This window comes from Microvirga massiliensis, from assembly GCF_001006805.1.
Taxonomy (GTDB): domain Bacteria; phylum Pseudomonadota; class Alphaproteobacteria; order Rhizobiales; family Beijerinckiaceae; genus Microvirga; species Microvirga massiliensis.
The window spans coordinates 103,080-126,598 of the sequence record NZ_LN811359.1 but is presented as its reverse complement, the minus strand read 5'-3'; the positions used below and the strand labels follow the sequence as shown (position 1 = coordinate 126,598).

The 23,519-nt window shown below is 59.3% G+C and carries 23 protein-coding genes; 16 read left to right on the top strand and 7 right to left on the bottom strand.

Features of this window, described 5'->3' with window-relative positions:
• Positions 1 to 48: 48 nt before the first annotated feature.
• The 4 genes from BN1233_RS26685 to BN1233_RS26670 all read right to left on the bottom strand — a co-directional run bounded on the left by BN1233_RS26685 (position 49) and on the right by BN1233_RS26670 (position 4,226).
• Positions 49 to 885, bottom strand: coding sequence for a branched-chain amino acid ABC transporter permease (locus BN1233_RS26685; protein ID WP_046866690.1), 837 nt, complete (start codon positions 883 to 885; stop codon positions 49 to 51).
• Positions 886 to 959: 74 nt separating this feature from the next.
• Positions 960 to 2,117 carry a substrate-binding protein gene (locus BN1233_RS26680; RefSeq protein ID WP_046866689.1) on the bottom strand — a complete coding sequence of 386 codons (1,158 nt, stop codon included), beginning with the start codon at positions 2,115 to 2,117 and terminating at the stop codon, positions 960 to 962.
• A 31-nt stretch (positions 2,118 to 2,148) separates the two neighbouring features.
• A complete protein-coding gene (locus BN1233_RS26675) occupies positions 2,149 to 3,021 on the bottom strand; it encodes a nitrilase family protein (RefSeq protein WP_046866688.1) in 873 nt (290 codons plus the stop codon).
• Positions 3,022 to 3,437: 416 nt separating this feature from the next.
• Positions 3,438 to 4,226, bottom strand: coding sequence for an ABC transporter permease (locus tag BN1233_RS26670; RefSeq protein WP_046866687.1), 789 nt, complete (start codon positions 4,224 to 4,226; stop codon positions 3,438 to 3,440).
• Between the two features lie 282 nt (positions 4,227 to 4,508).
• On the opposite strand from BN1233_RS26670, the gene BN1233_RS26665 reads away from it, so the two are divergent.
• Positions 4,509 to 5,270, top strand: coding sequence for an SDR family NAD(P)-dependent oxidoreductase (locus BN1233_RS26665; RefSeq protein ID WP_052763946.1), 762 nt, complete (start codon positions 4,509 to 4,511; stop codon positions 5,268 to 5,270).
• Positions 5,271 to 5,447: 177 nt separating this feature from the next.
• Here the strand turns inward: BN1233_RS26665 and BN1233_RS26660 are convergent, their stop codons facing one another.
• The 3 genes from BN1233_RS26660 to BN1233_RS26650 form a co-directional block, all read right to left on the bottom strand.
• On the bottom strand, positions 5,448 to 6,416 hold the full coding sequence (locus BN1233_RS26660) for an ABC transporter substrate-binding protein (RefSeq protein ID WP_187144378.1): 969 nt from the start codon (positions 6,414 to 6,416) through the stop codon (positions 5,448 to 5,450).
• A gap of 292 nt (positions 6,417 to 6,708) precedes the next feature.
• Positions 6,709 to 7,521, bottom strand: coding sequence for an ABC transporter ATP-binding protein (locus BN1233_RS26655; protein ID WP_082145692.1), 813 nt, complete (start codon positions 7,519 to 7,521; stop codon positions 6,709 to 6,711).
• A 178-nt stretch (positions 7,522 to 7,699) separates the two neighbouring features.
• The gene (locus tag BN1233_RS26650) at positions 7,700 to 9,112 is read right to left on the bottom strand and encodes a dihydroorotase (RefSeq protein ID WP_046866683.1); all 1,413 of its coding nucleotides are present in this window, start codon (positions 9,110 to 9,112) and stop codon (positions 7,700 to 7,702) included.
• Between the two features lie 32 nt (positions 9,113 to 9,144).
• On the opposite strand from BN1233_RS26650, the gene BN1233_RS26645 reads away from it, so the two are divergent.
• From BN1233_RS26645 to BN1233_RS26575, 15 genes are all read left to right on the top strand, one after another.
• On the top strand, positions 9,145 to 9,945 hold the full coding sequence (locus BN1233_RS26645; protein ID WP_046866682.1) for an SDR family NAD(P)-dependent oxidoreductase: 801 nt from the start codon (positions 9,145 to 9,147) through the stop codon (positions 9,943 to 9,945).
• Positions 9,946 to 9,985: 40 nt separating this feature from the next.
• On the top strand, positions 9,986 to 10,861 hold the full coding sequence (locus BN1233_RS26640; protein WP_046866681.1) for a hypothetical protein: 876 nt from the start codon (positions 9,986 to 9,988) through the stop codon (positions 10,859 to 10,861).
• Positions 10,862 to 10,905: 44 nt separating this feature from the next.
• Complete coding sequence (locus BN1233_RS26635) at positions 10,906 to 11,619, top strand: maleate cis-trans isomerase family protein (protein WP_046866680.1); 714 nt, start codon at positions 10,906 to 10,908, stop codon at positions 11,617 to 11,619.
• Between the two features lie 19 nt (positions 11,620 to 11,638).
• Entirely contained in the window at positions 11,639 to 12,805 is a 1,167-nt protein-coding gene (locus BN1233_RS26630) for a pyridoxal phosphate-dependent aminotransferase (RefSeq protein ID WP_046866679.1), read from the top strand.
• Between the two features lie 5 nt (positions 12,806 to 12,810).
• Positions 12,811 to 13,377 carry a TRAP transporter small permease subunit gene (locus BN1233_RS26625; protein ID WP_187144377.1) on the top strand — a complete coding sequence of 189 codons (567 nt, stop codon included), beginning with the start codon at positions 12,811 to 12,813 and terminating at the stop codon, positions 13,375 to 13,377.
• A 12-nt stretch (positions 13,378 to 13,389) separates the two neighbouring features.
• On the top strand, positions 13,390 to 14,685 hold the full coding sequence (locus tag BN1233_RS26620; protein WP_046866677.1) for a TRAP transporter large permease: 1,296 nt from the start codon (positions 13,390 to 13,392) through the stop codon (positions 14,683 to 14,685).
• A 35-nt stretch (positions 14,686 to 14,720) separates the two neighbouring features.
• A complete protein-coding gene (locus BN1233_RS26615; RefSeq protein WP_046866676.1) occupies positions 14,721 to 15,767 on the top strand; it encodes a TRAP transporter substrate-binding protein in 1,047 nt (348 codons plus the stop codon).
• 49 nt (positions 15,768 to 15,816) lie between these two features.
• Positions 15,817 to 17,034, top strand: coding sequence for a hydantoinase/carbamoylase family amidase (locus tag BN1233_RS26610; RefSeq protein WP_046866675.1), 1,218 nt, complete (start codon positions 15,817 to 15,819; stop codon positions 17,032 to 17,034).
• Positions 17,034 to 18,014 carry an ornithine cyclodeaminase family protein gene (locus tag BN1233_RS26605; RefSeq protein WP_046866674.1) on the top strand — a complete coding sequence of 327 codons (981 nt, stop codon included), beginning with the start codon at positions 17,034 to 17,036 and terminating at the stop codon, positions 18,012 to 18,014. The genes BN1233_RS26610 and BN1233_RS26605 overlap by 1 nt, the downstream gene beginning before the upstream one ends.
• A 20-nt stretch (positions 18,015 to 18,034) precedes the next feature.
• A complete protein-coding gene (locus tag BN1233_RS26600; protein ID WP_046866673.1) occupies positions 18,035 to 18,748 on the top strand; it encodes a maleate cis-trans isomerase family protein in 714 nt (237 codons plus the stop codon).
• Between the two features lie 36 nt (positions 18,749 to 18,784).
• A complete protein-coding gene (locus BN1233_RS26595) occupies positions 18,785 to 19,483 on the top strand; it encodes a GntR family transcriptional regulator (RefSeq protein WP_048710344.1) in 699 nt (232 codons plus the stop codon).
• Between the two features lie 2 nt (positions 19,484 to 19,485).
• Positions 19,486 to 20,559, top strand: a complete 1,074-nt coding sequence (locus BN1233_RS26590; protein WP_046866672.1) for an NAD/NADP-dependent octopine/nopaline dehydrogenase family protein — start codon at positions 19,486 to 19,488, stop codon at positions 20,557 to 20,559.
• Between the two features lie 368 nt (positions 20,560 to 20,927).
• A complete protein-coding gene (locus BN1233_RS26585) occupies positions 20,928 to 21,602 on the top strand; it encodes an amino acid ABC transporter permease (RefSeq protein ID WP_046866671.1) in 675 nt (224 codons plus the stop codon).
• Between the two features lie 9 nt (positions 21,603 to 21,611).
• The gene (locus tag BN1233_RS26580) at positions 21,612 to 22,274 is read left to right on the top strand and encodes an amino acid ABC transporter permease (protein ID WP_046866670.1); all 663 of its coding nucleotides are present in this window, start codon (positions 21,612 to 21,614) and stop codon (positions 22,272 to 22,274) included.
• A 35-nt stretch (positions 22,275 to 22,309) separates the two neighbouring features.
• On the top strand, positions 22,310 to 23,107 hold the full coding sequence (locus BN1233_RS26575) for a transporter substrate-binding domain-containing protein (protein ID WP_046866669.1): 798 nt from the start codon (positions 22,310 to 22,312) through the stop codon (positions 23,105 to 23,107).
• Positions 23,108 to 23,519: the final 412 nt, after the last annotated feature.

Below are 23,519 nucleotides of genomic sequence, written 5' to 3'. Positions count from 1 at the left end.
CTGCCAGGTCGAGCGACGGTCGTCCCCTGGATCAATGTTTCTGCACCGTTAATCACGTGAGAATCCTTCAGGTCGTATGCGCAGGATCACTGCTGCGAGGACAGCGATAGTTAAGCCGCCCAGCACTGGGCTGACGTACGAGCTGACGAGGACCTGTGCGCCTCCCAGTACAATGCTGGCTGCGGCGAGGCTCCCGAGCGCTGATCCCGAGACAAGGACGAGCATGAAGGCGTTCATCAACCATGGTACGCCCATGTTTGGATCGACGCTAGCCAGCGGGGTTATGAGGGCCCCTGCTGCGGCGGCGAGTGCTGAGCCCAACGTAAAAGTCAGGAAGCGCACAAGCCCACTGTTGATGCCGAGGCCACGCGCTAGGTCCTCGTTCATGATCACGGCTCGCGTCGAAAGACCCAGCCTCGTTCCCTGCATGAGCAGGGTAAGACACCCGCCAAGCAGAATCGCGACCCCAATCAGGATAAGGCGGTAGATGGAATACGACTCTCCAAGCACACTCACGACGCCCGTGACCGGCGGCTCGGCAAAATGAACGCCACGATCGAACACGAGCGTTATCAACTGGCCTATGATGATCCCTAGGCCCCAGGTGGCTAGAATTGCATCCAAAGGCCGTGAATAGAGCGGGCGCACGAAAAAGCGCTCGATCACCAAGCCGAGGGCGCCACCGAAGAGCGCGGCGATGGCGACCGCGACCCAGGGATTGTACCCGAGCGCGGTCGTAATGACACCAGCATAGCCGCCGACGGTCAGAAGCGCCCCGTGGGCGAAATTGATGATCTTCATGACGCCGAACACCAGGAGGAGCCCGGTTGAAACGATGAACAAGATCGCTGCCGTGCTGACGATATCAAGAATCTGGGATGTCATGCGGGCTCTGCTTTGCAACAGTCCGATATTGGCCGCAGGCGTATCCTGCGGCTAGTTGTCTTGGTATGTGCCGATCACAGCTTGGGGCATTGCTCTCCAGGATCTAAATCCTGAAAGCTCCGGATGATTTTCACACTGCCATCTTCAGAAACTTGCGCGATGTACATCGTCAGCGGAGCATGGTGCTGCTTGGACATCTGGATCTTGCCACGGGGGCCCTTGAAGCTGACCTCGGCGAGCGCCTTGGTCACGGCGTCTGCCGCGGTGCTGCCCGCTTGCTTGACAGCAAGGGCATACAAATGGACGGCGTCATATTGAGGAACTGAAAGTTCATTGGGCGTTTTCATGTCGGGGCCGAATTTCTTCTTCATAGAAGCGAGGAATGACCTGTTTTCGGCCGAGTCGATTCCCGTAAAATAAGAACCGACGAGGTAGATGTCCTTTGCCTCAGAGCCCATGTTCTGAGCGGTGCCTTCGTCGAGGGCATAATTGCCATAGTGGGCCTTAATGCCAGCGCTTCGAAGCTGCTTCGTCAAAGTAACGTTTGGAGCTCCGGCTGCCGTGGACGTAATGATCGCGTCCGGGTTGGTCGAGCGGATCTTGCTGATGATGGCCGTCCAATCGGTCGCGTCGATTGGGTTGTACTCGTCACCAACGACCTTTCCGCCGCGCTTCTCGATGTATGCCTTCGTAAAGGCCAGCATCCCGCGCCCGAATGCGTAATCGCTGCCAACCAGGAAAAAGGTTTTTCCGTTGAGTGCGTCCATGAAGTAATCCACTATGGGGGCGACTTGCTGTTCGGGGACCCACGCATTGACATACATGTATTTGTTGCAGGATTTTCCCTCGTAGAATGAGGTGTAGATCATGGGCGTTTTTGAGCGCGTGATGATCGGGAGGCCGGCGTTGCGCGCCGCTGAGGTCTCCATGGCAATCACAGCGTCGACCTTCTTTTGAAACGCCAGCGCATCATATGCCTTCTGCGCGCCAGCCGCGCCGGAAGCATCATCAGCCACCTCCATGACCAACTTCTTTCCCAGTACGCCGCCCTCTGCATTGATCTCTTCGATCGCGAGTTCCGTAGCCTGTAGGACGGATGGAGCCACGACGCTGTTCGCTCCACTTAGCCCGATCGGGATGCCGATCGTCACGGTGTTGCCTGCAGCAAAGGCTGGGCCTGCGAGGAGTGCAATGAAGACACTGCTGGTCAGAAGATTAGTGCGGAACGCCATTGATGTTTCCTCTCTATAGAGGCTGGATTGTTTAACCGCGCCAGCCGCGCGTCAGGGTCGAGCCGAGCAGATCCGCGTAAGCGTCGGTGCGACGATCCCGCAGGACGTGATTGAAGTCGTTCCAATTGCGTTTTCGCCGTGCCTCACCAAGGTCGAGCTCAGCGATGAGGATTTCTTCCGTGTCGCGGGTTGCTGGTCCGGCAATAGGCCAGCCACTGTAGCTCACGATCAAGCTTTGACCCTCGAACGGTTGGCCCCTTTCGGTTCCGACTCGGTCCGCGCACGCGATGAACATCGAGTTCGTGTGCGCTGCGGCCATGGCCAAGATATTCGCCATGGCCTCGCGGCCCTCATGCTGCCCAGGAATGGGTACCCAGTTGGTTGGAACGCAGACGATGTCCGCCCCTTGGAGGGCGATGAGCCGGTACGTCTCGGGAAACCAGCCATCGTAGCAAATCGCGACGCCGATCCGCCCGATCGGGGTCGGGAACACGGGAAAGCCTAGATTTCCAGGCTCAAAGAACAGGTTTTCGGCGTTCCAGAGGTGCATCTTTCGGTAAGTGCCGATGTGCCCCTGTGGGCCGATGATGACTGCAGAGTTAAAGAGGGAATTGCCATCGCGCTCGGCAATGCCGGCGACGACATAAATATGTTTTCGCCTGGCAACATCCATCCAAGCGGTCGAGCTGGGGCCAGAAGGTACCGGCTCGGCGAGTTCGAATGCTTCAGCGCGGGTTTTGAAGACATAGCCCGTATTGATGAGCTCGGGAAGGACGACCAGAGTTGCGCCTTGATCTGCCGCAGCCTCTATCAACGCGAGGGTTTTCTTGACGTTTGCCTCGGTTGCCCCGAACACAGGCTCCATCTGAACGCAGGCAACGCGGGTCAAGTTCTCCGTGTTCATTGACACGACTTCCCTGCACGGTCTGGACTGCTGAACACCAGACCGCAAAATAAAAGCCCCCGACTGCGCTCTTGGCGCGCGTCGGGGGCCTCAAATGCCCCGATGTAGAACGGCAGTCCTGCCGTGCTAGCTGCATCCTGTCACATGAGAGCGAAGTTGCAAGCCTTTTTTGTGGTCGTATGACTTTTTCTTCGACCCGCTGCGGCCGCTGATCGAGTGGCTTTAACGCGGCGCAGAACTAGACTCGCACACAGCGTAACCGTAGGCCGTGAGCATTTCGGCCGCGAAGCTCTTCGTGCTGTAGTTCTTACCGCTACCGGCTTAATCCGGTGCCCGTCGTCGCGCGCCTACTATGGCGGCCGCAACCTCGCATGCGGTGCATGGACTGGCTTGGGAGTAACCCGACCTGGTGAGATTCAACCGCCGTAGGTCAGGTGTTCGGTGTGGCGATGCGTCGCCCAGCGCGTAAGCCTTGCTTCAACAACCGCGGCGGCCCAATACATTGCGATTCCCATAGCGGCGATGACGAGCAAGCCCGCGAAGACGAGCGGAACCCGGAAGCTCGAACTGGCAGACAGCATAAGGTAGCCTATCCCCTCGTTGCTCGCGACAGTCTCGGAAACCACAGAGCCGACGAATGCCAATGTGATCGCGACCTTCAACGAAGCGAAGAAGTACGGCATGGAGCGTGGGATGCCCACCTTTCTGAGGATGTCGAACTTGCTCGCGCCGAGCGAACGTAGCACATCGGCAAGTTCCGGCTCCATCGTGACAATCCCCGTGGCAACGTTGACCATGATGGGGAAGAAGGCCACGAGAAAAGCGGTAATCACAGCCGGGATCGTGCCGATGCCGAACCAGATCACCAGTACTGGTACGACGGCGACTTTCGGTACCGAATTGAAGCCAATCAGAATGGGATTGAGTGCTCGATAGAGCAAAGGTGAGGCTCCGACCACGGCGCCGAGAACGAGGCCAAATCCGGTTGCAAGGAGAAAGCCGGCCAGAGTTGTCAGGAGCGTATGCCGTGCGTTCGGCCAGATCCCGGGCCAGTACGCGATCAGGGCGTGGAGGGTAGCGCTCGGCGCGGGGAGGGTGAATTCAGGGATGCGAAAAAGGCGGCAGGTCAACTCCCAGACGACGAAGAGGCCAATCGCCGCAATCCATGGGCTGAATTGGTATGCCAGCGCCTTCGTACGAGTCACGGGGTGCCTCCTTCTGCAGCCAACGATCCCAGCGGTGCTTTCAATGAGAGCGGAATCGCCCTCGGCACCCGGAGTTGGATCCCGGTTCGCGACCAGGCCACCTGCTGCTACGACAATCCAATAGGACCTGCCTTCTGGCAAGTCATCTTCTGATGGCAATCTCACGCCGGTATGCAACGTCTGATCACTGTCGCTTGACGGCGAGACCTCTTTCGACTGGCGAATTGACAGGTGAGAGCAAACCGACGGATGTTCGTCCCGGCCAGATCAACGGGAGGAAAGATGAGTTCCATTGGACGCGTCTCGCGTACGGCCGTGGTCACCGGCGGCAGTGCCGGTATCGGGCGGGCCATTGTTGAGGTCTTGCGTAGGAACGGCTTCCGAGTGGCAGCCCTTTCGCGCCGTGGCGATACGTTCGCTCCTGCTGGTGCCCCCGACATCCTTGCACTCTCCTGCGACGTGTCTGACGAAGAAGCCGTCGAGGTAGCGCGCGCTCGCGTGCAAGATGTATTCGGCCATGTGGATGCGCTCGTAAATTGCGCAGGCACGATCGCCAGCTTTCCGATCGACCAGGGCCCTGTCGAGGAGATCCGGAGACTCATCGACGTCAATCTGCTTGGCACGATTCTCGTGACTCGGGCGATGCTGTCGATGGTCAAGCAGGCAAAGGGAGTCGTGATCAACTTCAGCAGCGGCCTTGCCACCCGGCCAAGCAGCGGCACCAGCGTGTACTCAGCCACCAAGGGAGCGATCGAGAGCCTTACGCGCTCCCTTGCTTTCGAACTGGGCCCGGAAGGCGTGCGAGTCTGTGCGATCGCTCCCTCTCTGGTGCGTAGCGAGATTTGGCTTAGTGCCGGGATGGACCCAGTCGCCTACGGTCAGTTGCTAGCGGCCCGTGGGCGGGAATATCCACTTGGGCGGGTAGGTGAGCCCGAGGACGTCGCCGAGTTCGTGGCCTATCTTATATCTCCACGGGCGGCCTGGGTCACCGGCACGGTAATCCCGGTCGATGGCGGGAGTACGCTGGGTGTGATCCAGCGTTGAATCGAGACTCTTGGTGTGGAGAAGTCACGGCAGAACTCCGTACCAAGTCTTGAGGACCGCTATTGCACGGCTTAGCCAAGATCAACGAATCCCGTGCACAAACCCGGTCCTCGGCAAGTATGAAACGCCCTCGCCATTCCGACGAGGGCGTTCAGCCGTCAGCTTTCCAGATCGAGATCAGCGCTTGATCTTCAATTCTTCTCGAGGTGGCAGATACTTCGGGGTATAGACGTCATCTGCTTTTGCAGGCGTTCTCATCTCGAACGGCTGCGCTACTCTGACGAGCGTTTCCGAGAGGCGGGTCATATCCACGTTGCTCATCCCGTTCTCGAGCACGTTCGGGGTTATGAACATCACGTCGTTCGAGAGCTTGATACGCCCTTTCTCGATCTCATCATTGATGAGAGGGTCGCGCTTTTTGATGGACGCTATAGCCGCATCAGGATCCTTCAGCATAACATTGAAGCCGTGAACAACTCCACGAATGAAGTTCCTAACGATCTCCGGGTTCTTCTCAGCGTATTCAGGGCTTACACAAAGAACATGTCCGTAGAGCGGTACACCATAGTCCGCATATGGCATGACGAGCACATTCGCGGGATCGGCACCCATGGCGCGAATGTTGCTCAAAACGGTCGTCACGTGTCCGGCGACGGCATCCACCTCACCGCGGACCAGCATCGGCTCCCGAAGTTCGGGACTCACATTGCTCCAGACGATCGAACTTTGGTCAATGCCGTTCACTTCCGCGAAGAGCGGGAATAACTGTCTGCTAGCATCGCCCACGGGTGACGCCATCCGTTTGCCGTTGAGGTCCTTTGGCGCGTTCAGGCCGCTTGACTTCATGGACGCAGCCGACAGGCCCGACTTGTCGTGCACCATCATGACGCCGATGAGTTTCTTGGTGGGATTGGCCGCGTTAAAGCGAACCATCGAGTAGACATCGGCGAGGCCAATGTCATAGGCGCCGCTTGCGACCTTAGCGACCGTGTCGCCGGAGCCGATGCCACGATCCACTGTTATATTGAGCCCGAGTTTTGCGAACGTGCCGTCGTCGACAGGGATCGTGAACGGCGCTTGGTGACCTTGGAACGCCCAGTCCAGAACAAAGCGGACGTTCTTCTGCTGAGCGGTTGCGCCGGACACTGCGCTCAGGGCTAGCACGACGCCGGCCGCGACTGCAGCGAAACGGTGGAGTATGTGTCTTATCATTGGTCTGCTCCCTCCCAATTGTAGCTCTAGATACATGCTGCTGTGCCTCCGGAAGTGGGGCTTACGTCCCTCCCACCTTCGTCATCGATAAGGAATTCGAGTTTCGGCAAGTGCAAGAGACGCGGCGCTCGCATCCCAAGCCGTAGGTGGCCAGCAATCCCGCTTGTGCTGGGTTGCCTTACGATTGCCTGCCTGCGGCGATGATCTGCAGAGCCGAGAGGGTATCTCATGGCAATTCGCGCCCCTGCGATCTTGCGTGACCGATATGCTCACGCAGGTCATGAACCAGCGCAGTGAACTCGGGATTGAATGTGTCCTCTAATGTGCGCGGCCGTGGTAATGGAACGACCTGCTCGGCAACGATTCGACCGGGCCGAGCGCTCATCACGAACACCCTGTCGGCCAGGAACACGGCTTCGCGAATGTCATGGGTGACCAAGATGACTGTTGGACGCCGTGCCATCCACACGTCTTGCAAGACACTCCAAAGCTCCTCACGCGTAAACATGTCGAGCGCGCCGAACGGCTCATCGAGCATCAAGAGCGCTGGCTCGTGGACGAGCGCGCGACAGAGAGAGGCTCTCTGCTGCATTCCTCCTGAAAGCTGCCAAGGCAAGTGGCTCGCGAATTCCTCAAGACCGACGATGTGAAGCAGTTCGCGAGCTTTGCTCTCGTATTCCTCGCGCCGGCGTTTTATCGCGCTGCGATGCGGCTGGACTATCTCGAGGGGCAGCATGACATTGTTGAGGGTCGTACGCCAGGGGAGCAGGCTTGCGTTTTGAAAGGCCATCCCGACGATCGAGAGGGGTCTCGTCACGACGTGGCCAGCCACGATCGCTCGGCCTCTGGACGGAGGCCAGAGGCCGCTCATCACTTTCATGAGCGTTGACTTTCCGCAGCCAGACGGCCCGACTACGGCGACGAACTCTCCCTGTGCAACCTTCAGCGATACGTTCTCGAGCGCGAGGACGCCTGCTGTGCCGCCATATCGGAGTGAAACATCGTCGAGCTCGACGAATCCAGACTCCGCCGTAGTCATCGCTTCGGTCCGGGGCACTTCCGTCGAGCCAAGGGAGGAGGCAGCCATGATCACCACTGTCACTGAGACCAGGTTTGATTCATCCTGGATCGCTCCTGATCGGGCCGCAATACCGTTGAGGTCAGGTCGCTCATGTTGGGGAGGGCGCTTGCCGGGGCAGGATCATCACCAGCGTAAGTCAGCAATGTTGAGACTGGCCCCGGTCAGGTGCAACGAATTGACCGCTGGCCGTATCCGCTACTACGCCGTCCTGCATGATGACGGACCCGCGCAGCAGCGTCGTGGTCACGGCACCGCGGACCCGACGGCCGGCAAATGGCGTCACGCGGGCCCTGCTGTGCTGGTCCTCATTGCGGATGATGGATTCTCGCTGTGGATCTACGATGATGAGATCCGCATCGGCTCCCACCGCGATAGTGCCCTTTCTGGGAAATAAGCCGAACAGCCTGGCAGGATTCTCGCTGACCAAGCGCACCACGTCCTGATAGCTCAGATCGCCGGCAGCTGCCGAATTCAGCATTAGAGGAACGAGCGTCTGCACGCCGGGGAAGCCGCCCGGTGCCTTCCAGATGTCGTCGCGCCCGGCCTCCTTCTCGCTCTCGAGGTGCGGCGCGTGATCGGTGGCTACGATGTCGAGGGTGCCGTCGGCAAGACCTTCCCATGCTGCGATTCGGTGGTCCTCCTCGCGCAGAGGCGGAGCAACCTTAGCATAGGGTCCGAGCGCCGCGACGCTCGTGTCCGAGAAGAGCAGGTTGTGCGGTGTCACCTCTGCCGAGAGGCCGTTTGCCCGCCTGCGGAAATCGCGCAGGAGCGCGATTGCAGGGCGGGTGCTCATCTGGCGCAAATGAACCCTGGCGCCCGTGGCCTCGGCCATCACGCAGGCACGTGCGACGCCCATCACCTCGCTCTCTGGAGGACGGGACCTGAAGAAGGCTGCGAGATCGCGTCCTCCTTCTCTGGAAATGCGCTGCATGCGCAGGCCAATCACGCCGTCGTCAGCTGGGCTGACGCCGACCACGGAGCCGGCGGCTGTGACCCGGGCGAAGGCCTCGAGCAATTTTCCGTTGTCGCCGATCACGTAGGCAGGTGGGACATCCCCCAGGAAGAGCTCGAACGAAATCGCTCCCGCCGCGACGAGCTCCTCTACCGAATCGATGTTGCTCAAATCGCCTGCGAGTGCCGCCTGCAGCGCAACATCAACGTGGGCCTGCCCGGAAAGCAGGGTGCGCTTTTCCTTGAAATCTTGCGGGGTGAACGTCCAGGGTTGATCAGTGGGCATCACCATGACCGTGGTCACGCCGCCGGCTGCCGCCGCTCGCGTCCCGGAAACGAAGCCCTCCTTTCTGACGAGACCTGGCTCGCGGAAGTGGACGTGCGCGTCAACGGCTCCCGGCAAAACGAACAAGCCTCTGGCGTCGATCACGTGATTCGCCTGCCAGTCGACCTTCGGATCCAGCAATGCAGTCACTTGGCCGTCACGAATCCCGATGGTGAGGCGCTCCCTGTGAGAGGCTGTGATCACCGTGCCACCAGCAACGACGAGATCGAAATGCCGGTGCGGTCCCTGGGCCCCGGCGAACTGCGAGATCATGCTCCTACCTCCCTTGACGGCTTCTCGGATAAATGGATACAAAAATACGTGTCAGCACACAAGCGCGGGGTGCCGTTGTGAGACTAAAGGACAAGGTTGCCGTCATTACCGGAGCGGGGTCGGGAATCGGACGGACCGCGGCGGAGACGTTTGCCCGTGAGGGAGCCCGGATCGTGGTCGCCGACCGCAATCCATCGTCTGCCGCAGCCACCGTCGAAGCGATCAAGAAGAACGGCGGCTCAGCCATCTCGGTCGAAGTCGATGTGTCCAAGTCGGCCGATGTTCAAAAGATGATTCATGTTGGCGTCGAAGGATTCGGGCAGATCGATATCCTTTATAACCATGCGGGAATTAATCGCCCCGCCCGGGCCACAGACCTCTCCGAGGAAGACTGGGATCTGGTGCTGGCAACCAACCTCAAGAGCGTCTTTCTGGGCTGCAAGTACGTGCTGCCGCACATGATGAGCCGCGGGCGTGGTGCTATCGTCAACACGGGCGGCACGTTTGGCTTCTATGGAAGGCCCGATTATCCGGCCTACTGCGCTGCGAAGGGTGCAGTGCACAATCTCACCAAGCAGATTGCGCTCGACTACGCACCCCACGGGATCCGCGTGAATGCCGTTTGTCCCGGCTTCATTGATACGCCGATGAATTCGACCGTGCCGCCGGAAGCGCGAGCCGCAATCATCAAGACCCAGCCTCTCGGGCGTCCGGGGCGGGCGGAAGAGGTCGTCGCGGCAGCGTTGTTCCTGGCTTCCGATGAGGCGTCGTTCGTCACTGGCACGACACTTCTGGTCGATGGTGGACAACTGTCCGGCCGCCACGGCGCGTGAGCGCGGCGCAATCTGACAATTAGATCCTTTGGAGGAAACAATGGGTGAGTTTGTGTATTTGGTTCCGCTCGTCGATGTGAACTGGGTTCAGTTCGCACCGATGGATGCGAAGAAAGGATACTTGGCTGAACCGCCACCAGTCGAGCAGTGTGCCGAGGAGGTCGACCGCTGCGTCGACGAATTCCGCAACTTGTCCGACGGAAAGGTCGTCTATTCGGTACACAGTGGCACCTATTGCCGTCGCGCCTTTTACGAGGAGCCATTCCTTAGCCACTATCGCCGGGCCATTGCGGCCGGTGGCGAGATCTGCCTTCACACGCACGAGGAGATCGCAGGCAAGGGAACCCGCAACGCCGAACAGGATCACATGAAGCGGATGATCCTGGATCGGAACGCTGATCTGAACGCTGCCGGCATCGAGGCAACCTCGTACCGTGGCGGTCACTTTGCTTATATGAGTTATCTCACGCCCTTCCTGGAGTCCCTGGACGTCCTTATTGATTTCTCCGCAGCTCCAGGCTTCAACCAGCCGGCATGGGACGCCGTGTGGACAGGCGCACCATTCTCGGCCTTCTACCTGAATCGGGCCAACCACTTGGCTGCGCCCAGAAACGGCGAGACCTCGAAGGTCCTCGAGATTCCGCTCGGCGTCGATGGGATCGGCTCAGAGCCCGTGAACCAACTCTATACGGACGAATCCACCCTCGAGGACCTGAAGCGGGTTTGGGCAACGATCCGTGGCCGGGCGGCGGCAAGCGGACAGCCGCAATTCGTCCACCTGCTCTTCCACTCGAGCTCGATGGGGCGTCCGGACGTGCTCGAGCGGTTCCGGCGCTTCATGGATCACGTCGCGAAGAACGGGGCTCGCTTCTGCAATCCGACCGAGGCCAAGGCGGCCTTCGACGCCAATCGGTGATGCCGCAGGCATTGAACGAAGCAGCTGAAGACGGGAGTGAGCGAATGTTTGGTCGCAATGGTCGGCTGGGGATCATCGTCCCTGCCAACAACTCGACCCTTGAGCCAGAGATCTGGTCGCAAATGCCTGAGGATACGGCAGCCTACGCGACCCGAATCCTGGCGCGGGGCGATCTGACCGCGCAAGCGGTCAAGCTCATGGAGACCAATGTCGAGCGCGCGGTGGATGAACTGACAGCAACGGTTGTTGACGTCATCGCCTATGCGGACATGGTCACCACCTTCATCATGGACGCCGACTGGAACGACCGTCGGGCTCGAGAGATCTCGGCACAAGCAGGGGTCCCGGTTTATACCTGCTGGACGGCTCTGCGTGCTGCTCTCCAGCAACTGGGTGTGAGGTCCTTCGCGCTGGGCACGCCCTATCCGAACGGCATCCACGCGACTTGCCGTCCGTTCTTCGAGAAGGCTGGCTTTTCGGTCACGGCCGATGCCACTCTCAACATTCTTGCCATGACGGATGTGCCAAAGGTGAAGCCTGACGCCGTCCGTGCCCTCGTGGCCGATATGTCGCTCGCGAAGGCAGAGGCGATCGTCCTTCTGGCAACCGACCTGCCCACTTTCTCGGTCATTGCTGCCCTCGAGGACGAAACGGGACTTCCCGTCCTGACCTCGAACCAGACCTTGCTCTGGCATGGCTTGCGGTTGTGCAAGAACACGGCCCGCTTGAAGAGCTTGGGACGCCTGTTCCAAGCCTGACGCATCGGGGAGCATGAAGATGACAGTTCTGGACATCGCGCGAGTTCGGCCCCTCGCTGATCGCGCCACGACAATGCCGCGATCAGCAATCCGAGAAATCATGATGTTGGCCGCCGGGAGAAGCGACGTCTTTCATCTTGAAGTCGGAGAGCCGGAATTCGGCACTCCTGACTGGATCGTCGACGAAGCCTTCCGCGCCGTGCGGGCGGGCGCGACCCGCTATACTCCGAATTCCGGAACTCAGCGCCTGCGCGCGGCCATCGCGGGTCGGGTTGGTGCCAAGTTCGGGCGTGGCGTGGAGCCCGACCGCGTCGCTGTCACGACCGGGGCCATCGGAGCTCTCTTCTCGGCCATCTTCGCCGTCGTGGATCCGGGTGACGAGGTTTTGCTGCCGGATCCTGGCTGGCCCAATTATGAGAGCATCGTGCATCTCTCCGGTGCACGGGCGGTCCGTTATGCCCAGCCGGCCGGGCAGGGCTTCCTGCCCGACCCGGCGGCCATGGAACGTCTGATCGGGCCAAGAACCAAAGCCATCGTCATCAGCACGCCAGGAAACCCGACTGGCGCCGTCTTCCCACGCAAGATCATGGAGGAGATCGGCCGCCTTGCGGTGCGGCATGGCCTCTATCTCATCAGCGATGAGGTCTACGAGGACTTCGTCTTCGAGGGCGAGCATGTCAGTGCCCTCGAGGTGGCTCCGGATGACCGAGTCATTGTGGTTTCAGGGTTCTCCAAATCATATGCGATGACGGGCTGGCGGCTTGGCTATCTCGTCTGTCCGCCGACGGTCGCCGCCGTGGCCGGCGCAATTCAGGAACCGGTGACCTCCTGTCCATCTGCTCCGAGCCAAGCAGCGGCCGAGGCGGCTCTGGCCGGCGATCAGTCCGTTATCGGTCGCTTCTGCGACATCTACCGGCGCCGACGCGATATCCTGGTCGAGGTATTCGACGACAGCAGTGCTCTCCCGGTCGTCCCGCAGGGTGCGTTTTACGGCTTCATCGCTATTGGAGCGTCGGGCGAGAGATCGCTCGCTTTCGCGAAGCGCCTCCTGCAGGAGCAGAGCGTTGCCGCGGTTCCCGGCATCACGTTCGGGCCGCAAAGCGACGGGTTCATTCGGGTCGCCTTCACGGTCGAGGATTCTCGCTTCAGGGAGGCCCTGAGGCGGCTCAGAGGTGCTATCGGATGAACGCCATGACGCCCGACGAGCCGACAATGACCGGAAACCCCGGGGGCGTCTTCAGGATCTCGCGAGCTTTCGCGCTGCTGGGCGGGCTGGTGATGCTCGGGAGCGCGGCTCTCGTTTCGCTCGACGTGATCGTCCGCAATCTGTTCAGCATCGTCCCCTTCCGAAGTTTCGAGCTGACGACCTATGCCTTCGCGGCAGCCATGGCCTTTTCGTTTGGCTACGCGCTCCTCGACCGCAAGCACATCCGGATCGATGCCATCTATCGGATGTTCCCACTCTGGGTGCAGACTGTCTTCGATGTCGTGAACCTACTGCTGATGCTCCTCTTGGCGCTGGCTCTCGCGTACCATGGCACGATCGCCGCGATAAGCAGTTGGGAGATCGGGGCCAGCTCGACTTCCAGCCTGGCGGTGCCGCTGGTCATCCCTCAAGGCGTGTGGGCAGCCGGGCTTCTTTGGTTCGCCTTCTGCGCTCTTGCTCTCACGGTTCGGGTGCTGGGGGACCTTGTTCGCCGGAAGTTCGCCCGTATCCACGCCGAGATCGGCATTGATCTCGATCAAACGGAAATCTGAGGGGCGCGCATCATGGTACTTACTGTCCTGCTCCTGATGATTGTCCTTCTGTCGGGCGGAATCGCTGTGGCCGTTTCGCTCGGCACCATCACCTACGTGCTATCCGAGTTCTTCAGCCCCTTTCCGCTGATCAACGCGTTGGGGCAGGTGGCCTGGTCGGCAAGCTCGGATTTCATTCTCACTGCAGTGCCCATGTTCATTCTCATGGGCGAGTTGCTTCTGCTGTCCGGCGTATCTCAGGATATGTACCGAGCACTCGGCAAGTGGCTGAGCTGGCTTCCCGGCGGCTTGATGCACAGCAACATCGCATCTTGCGCCATGTTCGCAGCCACTTCCGGCTCGAGCGTCGCCACTGCGGCGACGATTGGCACGATGTCGGTGCCGCTCATCCGTGAGAAGCAGTATAGCCCATCTCTCTTCCTGGGCACCTTGGCGGCCGGTGGCACGCTCGGCATCCTGATCCCGCCCAGCATTCCCATGATCGTCTATGCGGTCGTCTCGGAGAGCTCGGTCGTCCTGCTTTATTTGGCGGCGCTGATCCCTGGCATTCTTCTCGCAAGCAGTTTTTCACTTGTCGTTCTCGGCCTTTGCGTTGCTCGACCGGAACTGAGCGGCAAGAAAGAGCGGTTCGTCTGGCGGGATGCTGTCCATGAACTGCGATTTCTCGTTCCTCCAATCGGGTTGTTTCTGATTGTCGTCGGCTCAATCTATGTCGGCTTCACCACACCGACCGAGGCGGCCTCTCTGGGCCTGATCGCATCGCTGATCCTCGCCGCGTCCCGGCGCAGGCTCAACTGGGACGTGCTCGCGACGGCCTGCATCCGGACCATGGCCGTAACCGGGATGATCGGCCTCATCGTGATTGCGGCGTTCATCCTGAACTTCGTGCTGGTGAGCACCGGTTTCACGACGAAGGTGACCGCGGTTGTCCAGATGTGGGAGCTGTCGCCCCTGCAGCTCATTATACTGATCGTCGCGTTCTATCTTTTCCTCGGCTGTTTCATGGAAACGCTGACCATGGTGGTCGCGACCACTCCGATCGTTCTGCCGATCATCACGCATGCCGGCTATGATCCGATCTGGTTCGGCGTCGTGTTCACGATCCTGCTCGAGGCGGCGATGATCACGCCACCGGTTGGAATCAATCTTTACGTCATCCAGACGGTGCGTGGTCCCGGCCCTATTATGGATGTCATTCGCGGGTCGGTCCCGCTCCTTGCCGCGATGATCATCCTCATCGGTCTGCTGATCGCCTTCCCCAGCATCGCGTTATGGCTGCCGCACCTGTACAGCGACCTCAGAATGTAAAGAGCCTGGAATAGCTTTATCAAAGGGAGAAAGTCATGAAACGTATGCTATCCCTGCTTCTCATATCGACTTTTGTGTCCGTTCCGGCCATGGCGCTTGATCTTCCACAAACCAAACTGAAGATCATCGGCGCTAACAGTGCTCAGCCTTCTTGGAAAGATGTTGAAGTCGACTTCTGGTCGAAGCAGCTTCCGGCGGATTCCAGTGGAAAAGTGACCGTCGAGATCACGCCCTGGAATGAAATGGGTCTCAAGGGGCCCGAGATGTTCCATCTCCTCCGCCAGGGCGTCGCACCGATCAGCAACATGATCCTCTCCTACAACACCGGAGACGTGAAAATAAACTCCGGTCTGGATCTCGCTCTGCTATCCGATTCGTTTGAGGATGCGCAGAAGGTGATTGCAACATTCCAGCCGGAGTTCTCGAAGTTTTACGAGAAGAATTATGGGATCAAGGTGCTGGCCCTTTATCCCCTTCCTCCGCAGGTCCTCTATTGCAGGAATGAGCTCAAGAGCCTTGCGGATCTAAAGGGACGCAAAGTGCGGGTGTCGAACACGACGCAGGCCGATTTCGTTCAGCACTATGGTGGCAACGACGTCAACATCGCCTTCGGCGAGGTTCAGACCGCACTGCAGACCGGTGTGGTCGATTGTGGGCTGACGAGCACCTCCGCCGGATACAAAACCGGCTGGCACGAAGCCGCAAACTACCTATATCCTCTTCCGGTCAACTGGCAGATCGTCGGTTATTTTGCCAACCTTCGTGACTGGCGGAAGATGTCGCCCGAACTGCAGGCCTTCCTGACCGAAGAGTTCCAGAGGCTCAAAGATAAGCTGCTTGCCGCTCACGCGAAAGAATCTGAAGTCGGGCTGGCTTGCCTCACTGGCCGGGGCGAATGCCCGCTTGGTCCGCCCGGGCGCATGAAGGTGGTCGAGGTGACCGAGACCGACACGGCTTCCAGGCGTGACGCACTGAAAAAGACCATTCTGCCACGATGGGCGAAGACATGCGGAGCGGAATGCGTCAACGCCTGGAACGCTACGGTCGGCAAACTGCTGGGCCTGACGGCACCTGCCTCCTGATCGAGTGCGAGCGGTCCGCCAGCGCTATCAGACAAGGAATGTCCAATTCATGATTGAAATCGATGGAAATCGGCTCCTGCAGGATTTGCGCCGGCTGGCCGAGTTTGGCAAGTATTCGACCGGCGTCGATCGGACTGCATTGTCCGAACCGGATCTTGCCGCCCGTCGTTGGCTGAGCATGCGCCTGGAGGAAGCCGGACTGGAGGCACGGCTCGATCGGTTCGGGACAGTCTATGGCCGGGCTCCTGGAGCAGGTCGGGCCGTGCTGATCGGCTCGCATACCGATTCCGTTCCAAAAGGTGGATGGCTCGATGGTGCGTTGGGCGTCATCTACGGGCTTGAGATCGCCCGAGCCGCTACCGCGGCGGGGGTCGGTCCGGTCGATGTGGTGTCGTTCCAAGACGAAGAGGGCACTTTTGTGCCCTGTCTCGGAAGCAAGTCGTTCTGCGGCACCCTGAAACAGGCGGACGTCGAGACGGCCGTCAGCGCCGATGGCCGACGCCTGCGTGATGTGCTGCGCGATGCAGACCTTCCTCCCGCTGAGGTAAGACTCGACGCCGGGAGGTACGCGGCGTTTTTGGAAGCGCATATCGAACAGGGCCCACGGCTCGAAGCGTCAGGCCAGGGGATTGGCATTGTGACGGGCATCGTCGGTATTCGCCGATTCCGGATTTCGGCGCGTGGCCAAGCCGATCATGCCGGCACGACGCCGATGAACATGCGCCGCGATGCCGGTGCCGCGCTGCTGAGGCTCAGCTTGGTCCTGCTGGACGGGATGCCTCGCTGGGCGGAGCCTGAATCGGTCTGGAACATCGGCGTCGTCGAATTCCGGCCAGGTGCGGCAAACGTCGTTCCGGCAGAAGCCTCTCTGGTGTTCGAGTTTCGCGATCTTGAGCCTGCCGTGCTGAGGCGCATTGAGGCGGAAGTCCGTCAGGCGGTGCGCACCGCAGGTCAGGCCTCGGGAATCGATTTCACGGTCGAATCGATTGGCGGGGTGGATCCGGTGAGCATGGACGCTCACCTGCAATCTCTCCTCCGAGATGCCGCCGACGAACTCGGAGAAGAATTCATGGTGATGCCGAGCGGAGCAGGTCACGATGCCATGGTCATGGCACGTGCCATCCCTTCAATCATGTTGTTCGTGCCGAGCATCGGCGGGCGGAGTCACGACATCGCTGAGAATACGAGTGATGCGGATATTATCCGCGGATGCCGTGTCATGGCCAGGGCGGTGGGCAAGTTGTTTGAAGCGGGGCAAGGTGTTTGATGAAACTGCTGTCAGAAAGTGAAGTTCGCAATCTGATCGATCCTGATGAGGCCATTCGTGCCTCGGCTGAGGCGTTCCGCCTGTTGTCCTCCGGATCAGCCACCGTGCCGCTCCGTACGGAAATTCCGCTTCCCGGCGGGGGTGTCTTCTTCATAATGCCCGGTCTCGTGGCCGACAAATATTTGGGGTTCAAGCTGATCGCAAACCGTCCCGATGAAAGTCATCCAAGCGGGTTGCACACCGTTTCCATGATCCTCGTGATCGACGCGCAGAGCGTAACTCCGGTCGGGCTTCTCTCATCCGACTGGTTTACCGATTTCCGGACCGCTGCGGGACTTGCAGCCGCCACCGATGCGCTGGCGCCCAAGCAGGTGCGAACGCTCGCGGTCTATGGAGCCGGCAAGCTGGCTGAGCCCTCGGTTCGGCTCCTATGTCGGGTGCGGAATTTCGAGCGCGTGATCCTTGTCGGCCGCACGTCAGCCCGGGTCGAAGCGCTGGCAGCCAGACTGCGTAACGACAGAGCATTCGCCGAAATGCAGATCGACCACGATGTTAGCCCGGACGAGGCGGCTTCCGTGGCCGACGTGATCACGACTGTAACATCGGCTACTGAGCCGGTCTTCGACGGGAGCAAGGTTCGGCCGGGTGTTCATATCAATATTGCTGGCGCATTTCGCCCGGAATGGCGGGAGATCGACGATCAGGTGGCCGGGCGCGCCATCTTCTACCTCGACTCGATGAGCGCAGGTCTGGAGCGGGCCGGCGACATCCGCATTCCCCTCCAAAGCGGCGTGCTCTCGAGGGACCGTATCAGAGGCGAGATTGGATCAATGTTCGCTGGAGACATTCCCGCGCGAAGGGACTCATCCGAGATCACGGTGTTCAAGTCCTTGGGGAATGCCGTGCAGGACCTCTATCTCGCCGGAACGCTTCTGTCCAAGGACGGGATCACCGCGCCTATATTCAATCTCGAAGCCTAATTATCTCAGGGGGTAGAACAATGTACTCGATCAAGCACCGTCTCGGCGTGATGGTTCCAGGCAATAACTCAACTCTCGAGCCGGAGCTTTGGAGTCGGATGCCTGCAGGATCCGCGCTCTATGCAAGTCGTCTGATGTTGAAGGGCGACGTCACGGCCGACGCTCTCAAGGGAATGGAAGCGGAGATCAGCCGCTCCGCCGCCGAGCTCATGGCAACGGTCGTGGACGTCATCATGATCGCCGACATGGTGGTCAGCTTCATCATGGAGCCGGATTGGAACGACCGACGCACTCGGGAGATCACAGCCCAATACAAGGTCCCTTGCGTCACCGGCTGGACCGCGTTGCACGATGCCCTCCGCCACCTCGGGATCAAGAAGTTTGCGATGATCTCTCCCTACCCGCAGAACCTGCAGGCACTCGCCGGACCTTTCTTTGCGCGCCACGGGTTCAAGATGACGGCGGACACGACATTCGACTTCATGGACATGTTGAAAACGCCAATGATCACGCCGGAGCAGCTCCGGGGCGCCGTCGACAATCTCGATCTGAGCGGGGCTGAGGCTCTGCTCATCCTGTCGACGGACGTGCCGACATTCGAGTCGATCGAGCCACTGGAACAAGAGCTTGGGATCCCGATCTTGACCCAGAACCAGACGCTCTTCTGGTCCGCGCTGAACAAGATCGGAAACACAGACAAAGTCGTTCGGCTGGGTCGCCTATTCGCACGTTGAGGATGGCCAGGCCGCCAAAAGCAAGTTGAAGAAATCATGTATAGAGATGACGCGACACCGCAGCAGCTGGCTTACAACTTTATCCGGGAAGGTATTCTTTCGGGGAAGTTCACGGCTGGATCTTGGCTCAAGACCGAGTCGATCGCACAGCAACTCGACATCAGCCGCATGCCAGTGCGTGACGCGTTGCGTCAACTCGATTCGGAGGGCTTGGTAACCATTCGTCTCAACCGTGGTGCGACGGTCACCAATCTTTCGCTTGAAGATATTCTCGAGCTCTTCGAGATCCGTTCGGTTCTCGAAGGATTGGCAGCCGGAATTGCGGCGACGCGCGCGACGAAATCGCATATCGAGGAGCTCGATTTCCTCGTTCAGCAAATGGAGAGGGCCAAGTCGGATCGCACCCGATGGATTGAGCGGCATGATGCCGTGCACGATTATCTGTGCGGGATAAGCGGGCGCCAGGAGCTCTGTGCCCAGATCAGCAGGCTCAGGACCCGGGTCAAGCCCTACCTGCTCATGTACAGTGTGGCCCATGGCGACCCGGAGCTCGCCGGTCACGAGCACTGGCGCTTTCTTGAGCCGCTGCGCAACCAGCAAACCGAAGAGGCAGAACGGATCGTGCGAGCGCACGTCATAGCGAACGCGCACTCGATTGTGGCGGACATGTCCAAGAGCAAGGGCGCGGCCACATCGCGAGGCGAAGCCTGGCAGGACAAAAGGGGGGTTGCATAGACATGACGGTTTCATCTCGCGCCGGCTCGTCGAGTGCCGTTCTGGGGGCCGGTAATGGTGGGCTTGCACTCGCGGGCGACCTCGCGCTGCAGGGGCACGATGTTCGTCTTTATGAGCACCCCGATTTCAGCTTTTCGATCTCGGAACTGCAGAGGACGCCTCGGCTGACCCTTGTCGATGCCCAGGGCAGGGAGCAAACGGCGATTCTCCGGAAAGTCGGCGACGACCTGGATGAGGCTCTGGAAGGCGCCAATCTCATTCACCTCGTAGTGCCGGTATCGGCGCAAGAGGTCTACTTTCGAATGCTGCTGCCGAGGCTCGGGCCCGACTGCACGATTGTCCTGTGGGCGGGGCGACTTGGCTCCCTACGGTTCAAGAAGTTAGCCCGTCAGGCGGGAATGGCCGCAGAGGACGCAAAGATCGCGGAGGTCAATACTCTTCCCTACGGCTGTCGGAGAATTGGGGAGAGACAAGTTAGGATCGCCTTTCGTGCCCTAAAGATGTTTGCGACGGGGATCCCGCATGAGAGCACAAGGGAGAGCCTCCAACCATTACAGTCCACTTTTCCGAACATCACGATCGTGAAGAGTGCAATCGAGGTTGCGCTGCGCAACTCAAGCATGCTTGTTCTCGGAATCGGGCCGCTTCTCAACGTTGGTGCGATCGAGGCGATGCAGGGAAACTTCGCGCTGTTCAGGGATGGCATGACGAGCGGAGTGCGCCGGACCGTTCGAGCCGCACACTACGAATTCATCGAAGTCGGCCGCGCCTGGGGCGTCGATATAGCTCCTTACCCTGAGGAGGTATACGAGCATCCGACGAGCGTCGAAGGGGCAAATTTTAGAGACACGAGTGGCGGGTACGACGGGTTCGCCCTGCTGACTGGCCCGGATCGGTTGTTCCACCGCTACACCGTGGAGAATGTCCGGTATGGATTTGCCATAATCGCGGAACTCGGGCGCGTAAAAGGGGTGGTCACACCCACTCTAGATGCGCTTACCCATCTGGCGGACACAATTTGTGGGCGGGAGTTCTCCAGCATTGGCTGGAAGCTGGAGGATCTTGACCTGGTATGAGACGGCGACATAGTCGGACGAGCGAGATCACGGGAGAGTTCGCGACATGCGAACTCGCCCAATCGGAGCGCTCGACAATAGCACTCGAAAGTGGTCAGCTTGGCCGAAGCCGGTGACGGTACAAGAGGGGCAGCGCCAAATGGGCACTTTGAATGCGCGATTCATTCAAATACAGTTGCAGGGCTTGCCGCGATCTATAAGGTGCGGGTGGGCAAGCCGACATCCTCGATCCCCAGAGACCGCCATACCCGGCCCTGATAATCTCACTGCTGGGGCTGATCTTTGCGCATTCGGCGGCCCCACCGCCCGAGCCGTGCTTGCGTCGGCTGTCGGTGTATTCCGCTACCTCGCGTGAAAGATCTCAGCAGATGAGCGTTCTTAACAACCTGCATCTGGAGATCATTTGGACCTATCGGTCCGCGTTGCTCGATGCGCTCTTTATCACGCTCTGGCTCACGGCGGCTGCGTCAACGGCGGGCATCATCCTTGGAGTGATCCTAGCAGTTTCGGAGCGCATTGCGGGCCGCCCTATGGTGTGGCTGGTAACAGCGTATGTCGAGACGTTCCGAAATACCCCACTGCTCATCCAGCTTATGTGGGTGCACTTCGCGCTGCCGACGCTAACTGGAGTACCCATGACGCCAAGTCAAAGTGGTCTGCTCACACTTACACTCAGCGCGGGCGCATACTTTACCGAGATCGTGAGGGCCGGCATCGCCGCTGTTCCGCGCAGTCAGTGGGAGGCGAGCGAGGCGATTGGTCTAACGAAGTGGCTGTGCTTTCGACTGGTCGTTCTTCCGCAGGCCCTCAAGATAATGATTCCGCCCCTCGTCAACATGACAGTCAGCGTTCTGAAAGGCACAACCATCGTGTCGGTCCTGTCGATCGGCGAGTTCCTGCAGGTCGTAAACCGCATCAGCAATTACACATTCAGAACAATCGAGATATTCACGTTCGCAGCCTTGGTCTACTTTGCCATTGGGATCTCCTTAGACCTACTAGCGAGGCGTCTGGAAAAACGTCTTCGTCATGCCGAACGATAGGATCTCGTGATGTTCTTTGACTGGACGGTGCTTAGTCGCTATTGGCCGGATCTTCTCCTGGGGCTCTTGAACACCTTTTGGATAGTCTTAATCGTGCTCGGGCTGGGAGCGGTGATTGGGTTGCTAATCGCTTCGCTCAACCTTTCAGAGAAGCGGTGGGCCGCTATCGTGGGCCGTGCCTATGTGAACTGCTTCCGTAATATCCCGGAAATGGTCCTCATTTTCTGGGTGTACTTTTGCCTTCCTCAACTCATCAATGTCAATCTTTCTGCGCTTCTCACGGGTGTGCTCGCACTCGCATTGGCGGCCGGCGCGAACCTCGGTGAAATCTTTCGGGCAGGAATTCAGGCGGTCCCCAAGGGCCAACGGGAGGGTGCAATGGCACTCGGCTTATCTGCTATCCCGCTCTGGGGGTGTGTCGTGCTGCCGCAAGCGCTGAGGCAAATGCTTGCACCAATCGTCAATTATACAACTGAACTCCTCAAGCAGTCCACACTTCTATCGGTTATAGGCGTCATGGAAGTAGCGCACAGCGCGTTCACGCTTGGTGGGCAGACGTTCCGCTATCTTGAGTTCTTCACCGCCATAGGCGTGTTCTTCTTTCTGATCATCTTTCCGTTCAGCGTGTTCGCAAGGCATCTGATGCATAGTCGAGGGCGTCTCGCACGTTAGTAGTGAAGTTGCAGTCCAACAGAGGAAAAAGAGTGATGTTTCGCAGACTAAGTGTACTCGTCGCCATAGTGACTTTAGCGATGTTCAGTCCTGGCACGCATGAAGCTTTGGCCCAGCAGGATCAGGCTATCAAGCGCATAAAGTCGGAGGGAGTCCTGCGCGTGGGCATTGCGGACTCGGCGCCCTTTGCAATTAAGAATCCTGCCACGAACGCGTGGGAGGGATTTAACGTCGACATGGCCAATGATCTCGCTCAGTCACTCGGAGTGAAGCTTCAGATGGTCGACGCCTCGTGGGCGACCATCATCAATGGTCTCCTTTCCAATCAGTACGACGTTCTCATGGCGTCGACCTACGCCTCGCCCGAGCGTGCTCAGTCCGTGGTTTTCACAACAACCTACATCACGTCTGGCGAGTTGATTCTAGTTCACCGAGACTCCCCCTATCAGAAGCACGAGGACTTGAATCAAGCCAATGTTACGTTCTCGGTTTTGGGGGGGACGACAAACGAACGGACGGCGCGGGCGCGCTTCCCCAATGCAAAGGTCCGGGTTTTGACGACCGACAACCAGGTAGCCCCTGTCCTGGAAGTCGCTAACAAGCGAGCAGAGGCCAACGTTGCTGACTCCAACAGCGCCCGACGCTTCATTCGAACGAATCCTGAGGCCCCTGTCCGTCTTCTGGAGCCGGATCGCGAGATCAACCAGGCCCGCCGTGCATACTCCGTCCGGCCCGGCGAGTATCACCTCCTTAACTTCCTCAACAACTGGTTAGAAGCGCAGCATTTGTCTGGCCGAATCTCCGCGCTTCGAGCAAAATGGGAACTGAACTAGAGGTCGCGGCACTTCCCTGAGGATTCGCCATTTCGCCTCGTGAGGAATACGCCCCTCGGGGCGTGCCTCACTTGGAAAAATCACCTAAGATAGGTGTTTTGGGCGGTTACGGATGCCAAATGAACGACGGGCCGTAGAATCGACGTCCATGGGACTGCTGACGACTGATACTGCGCGCTCTCCACTTGGCGCAATAAGTACGTCAGTACGACTGCAGAGAGCGTCGGGTTGAGATGTGTTGTCGATCACGTTTCTACTTAAAGCGCCAAGCCTGTCGGCTTGATGCTGATAATGACGTCAAAGACTTGAATGGGCGGCACATACAATGAATGTAATCCTGAAGCCTCAACAAAGCTCAGCTCCCGTTGCCAAGCCAAAGGACGAGCTTGCCGTTCAGATGATCGGCGTAGGC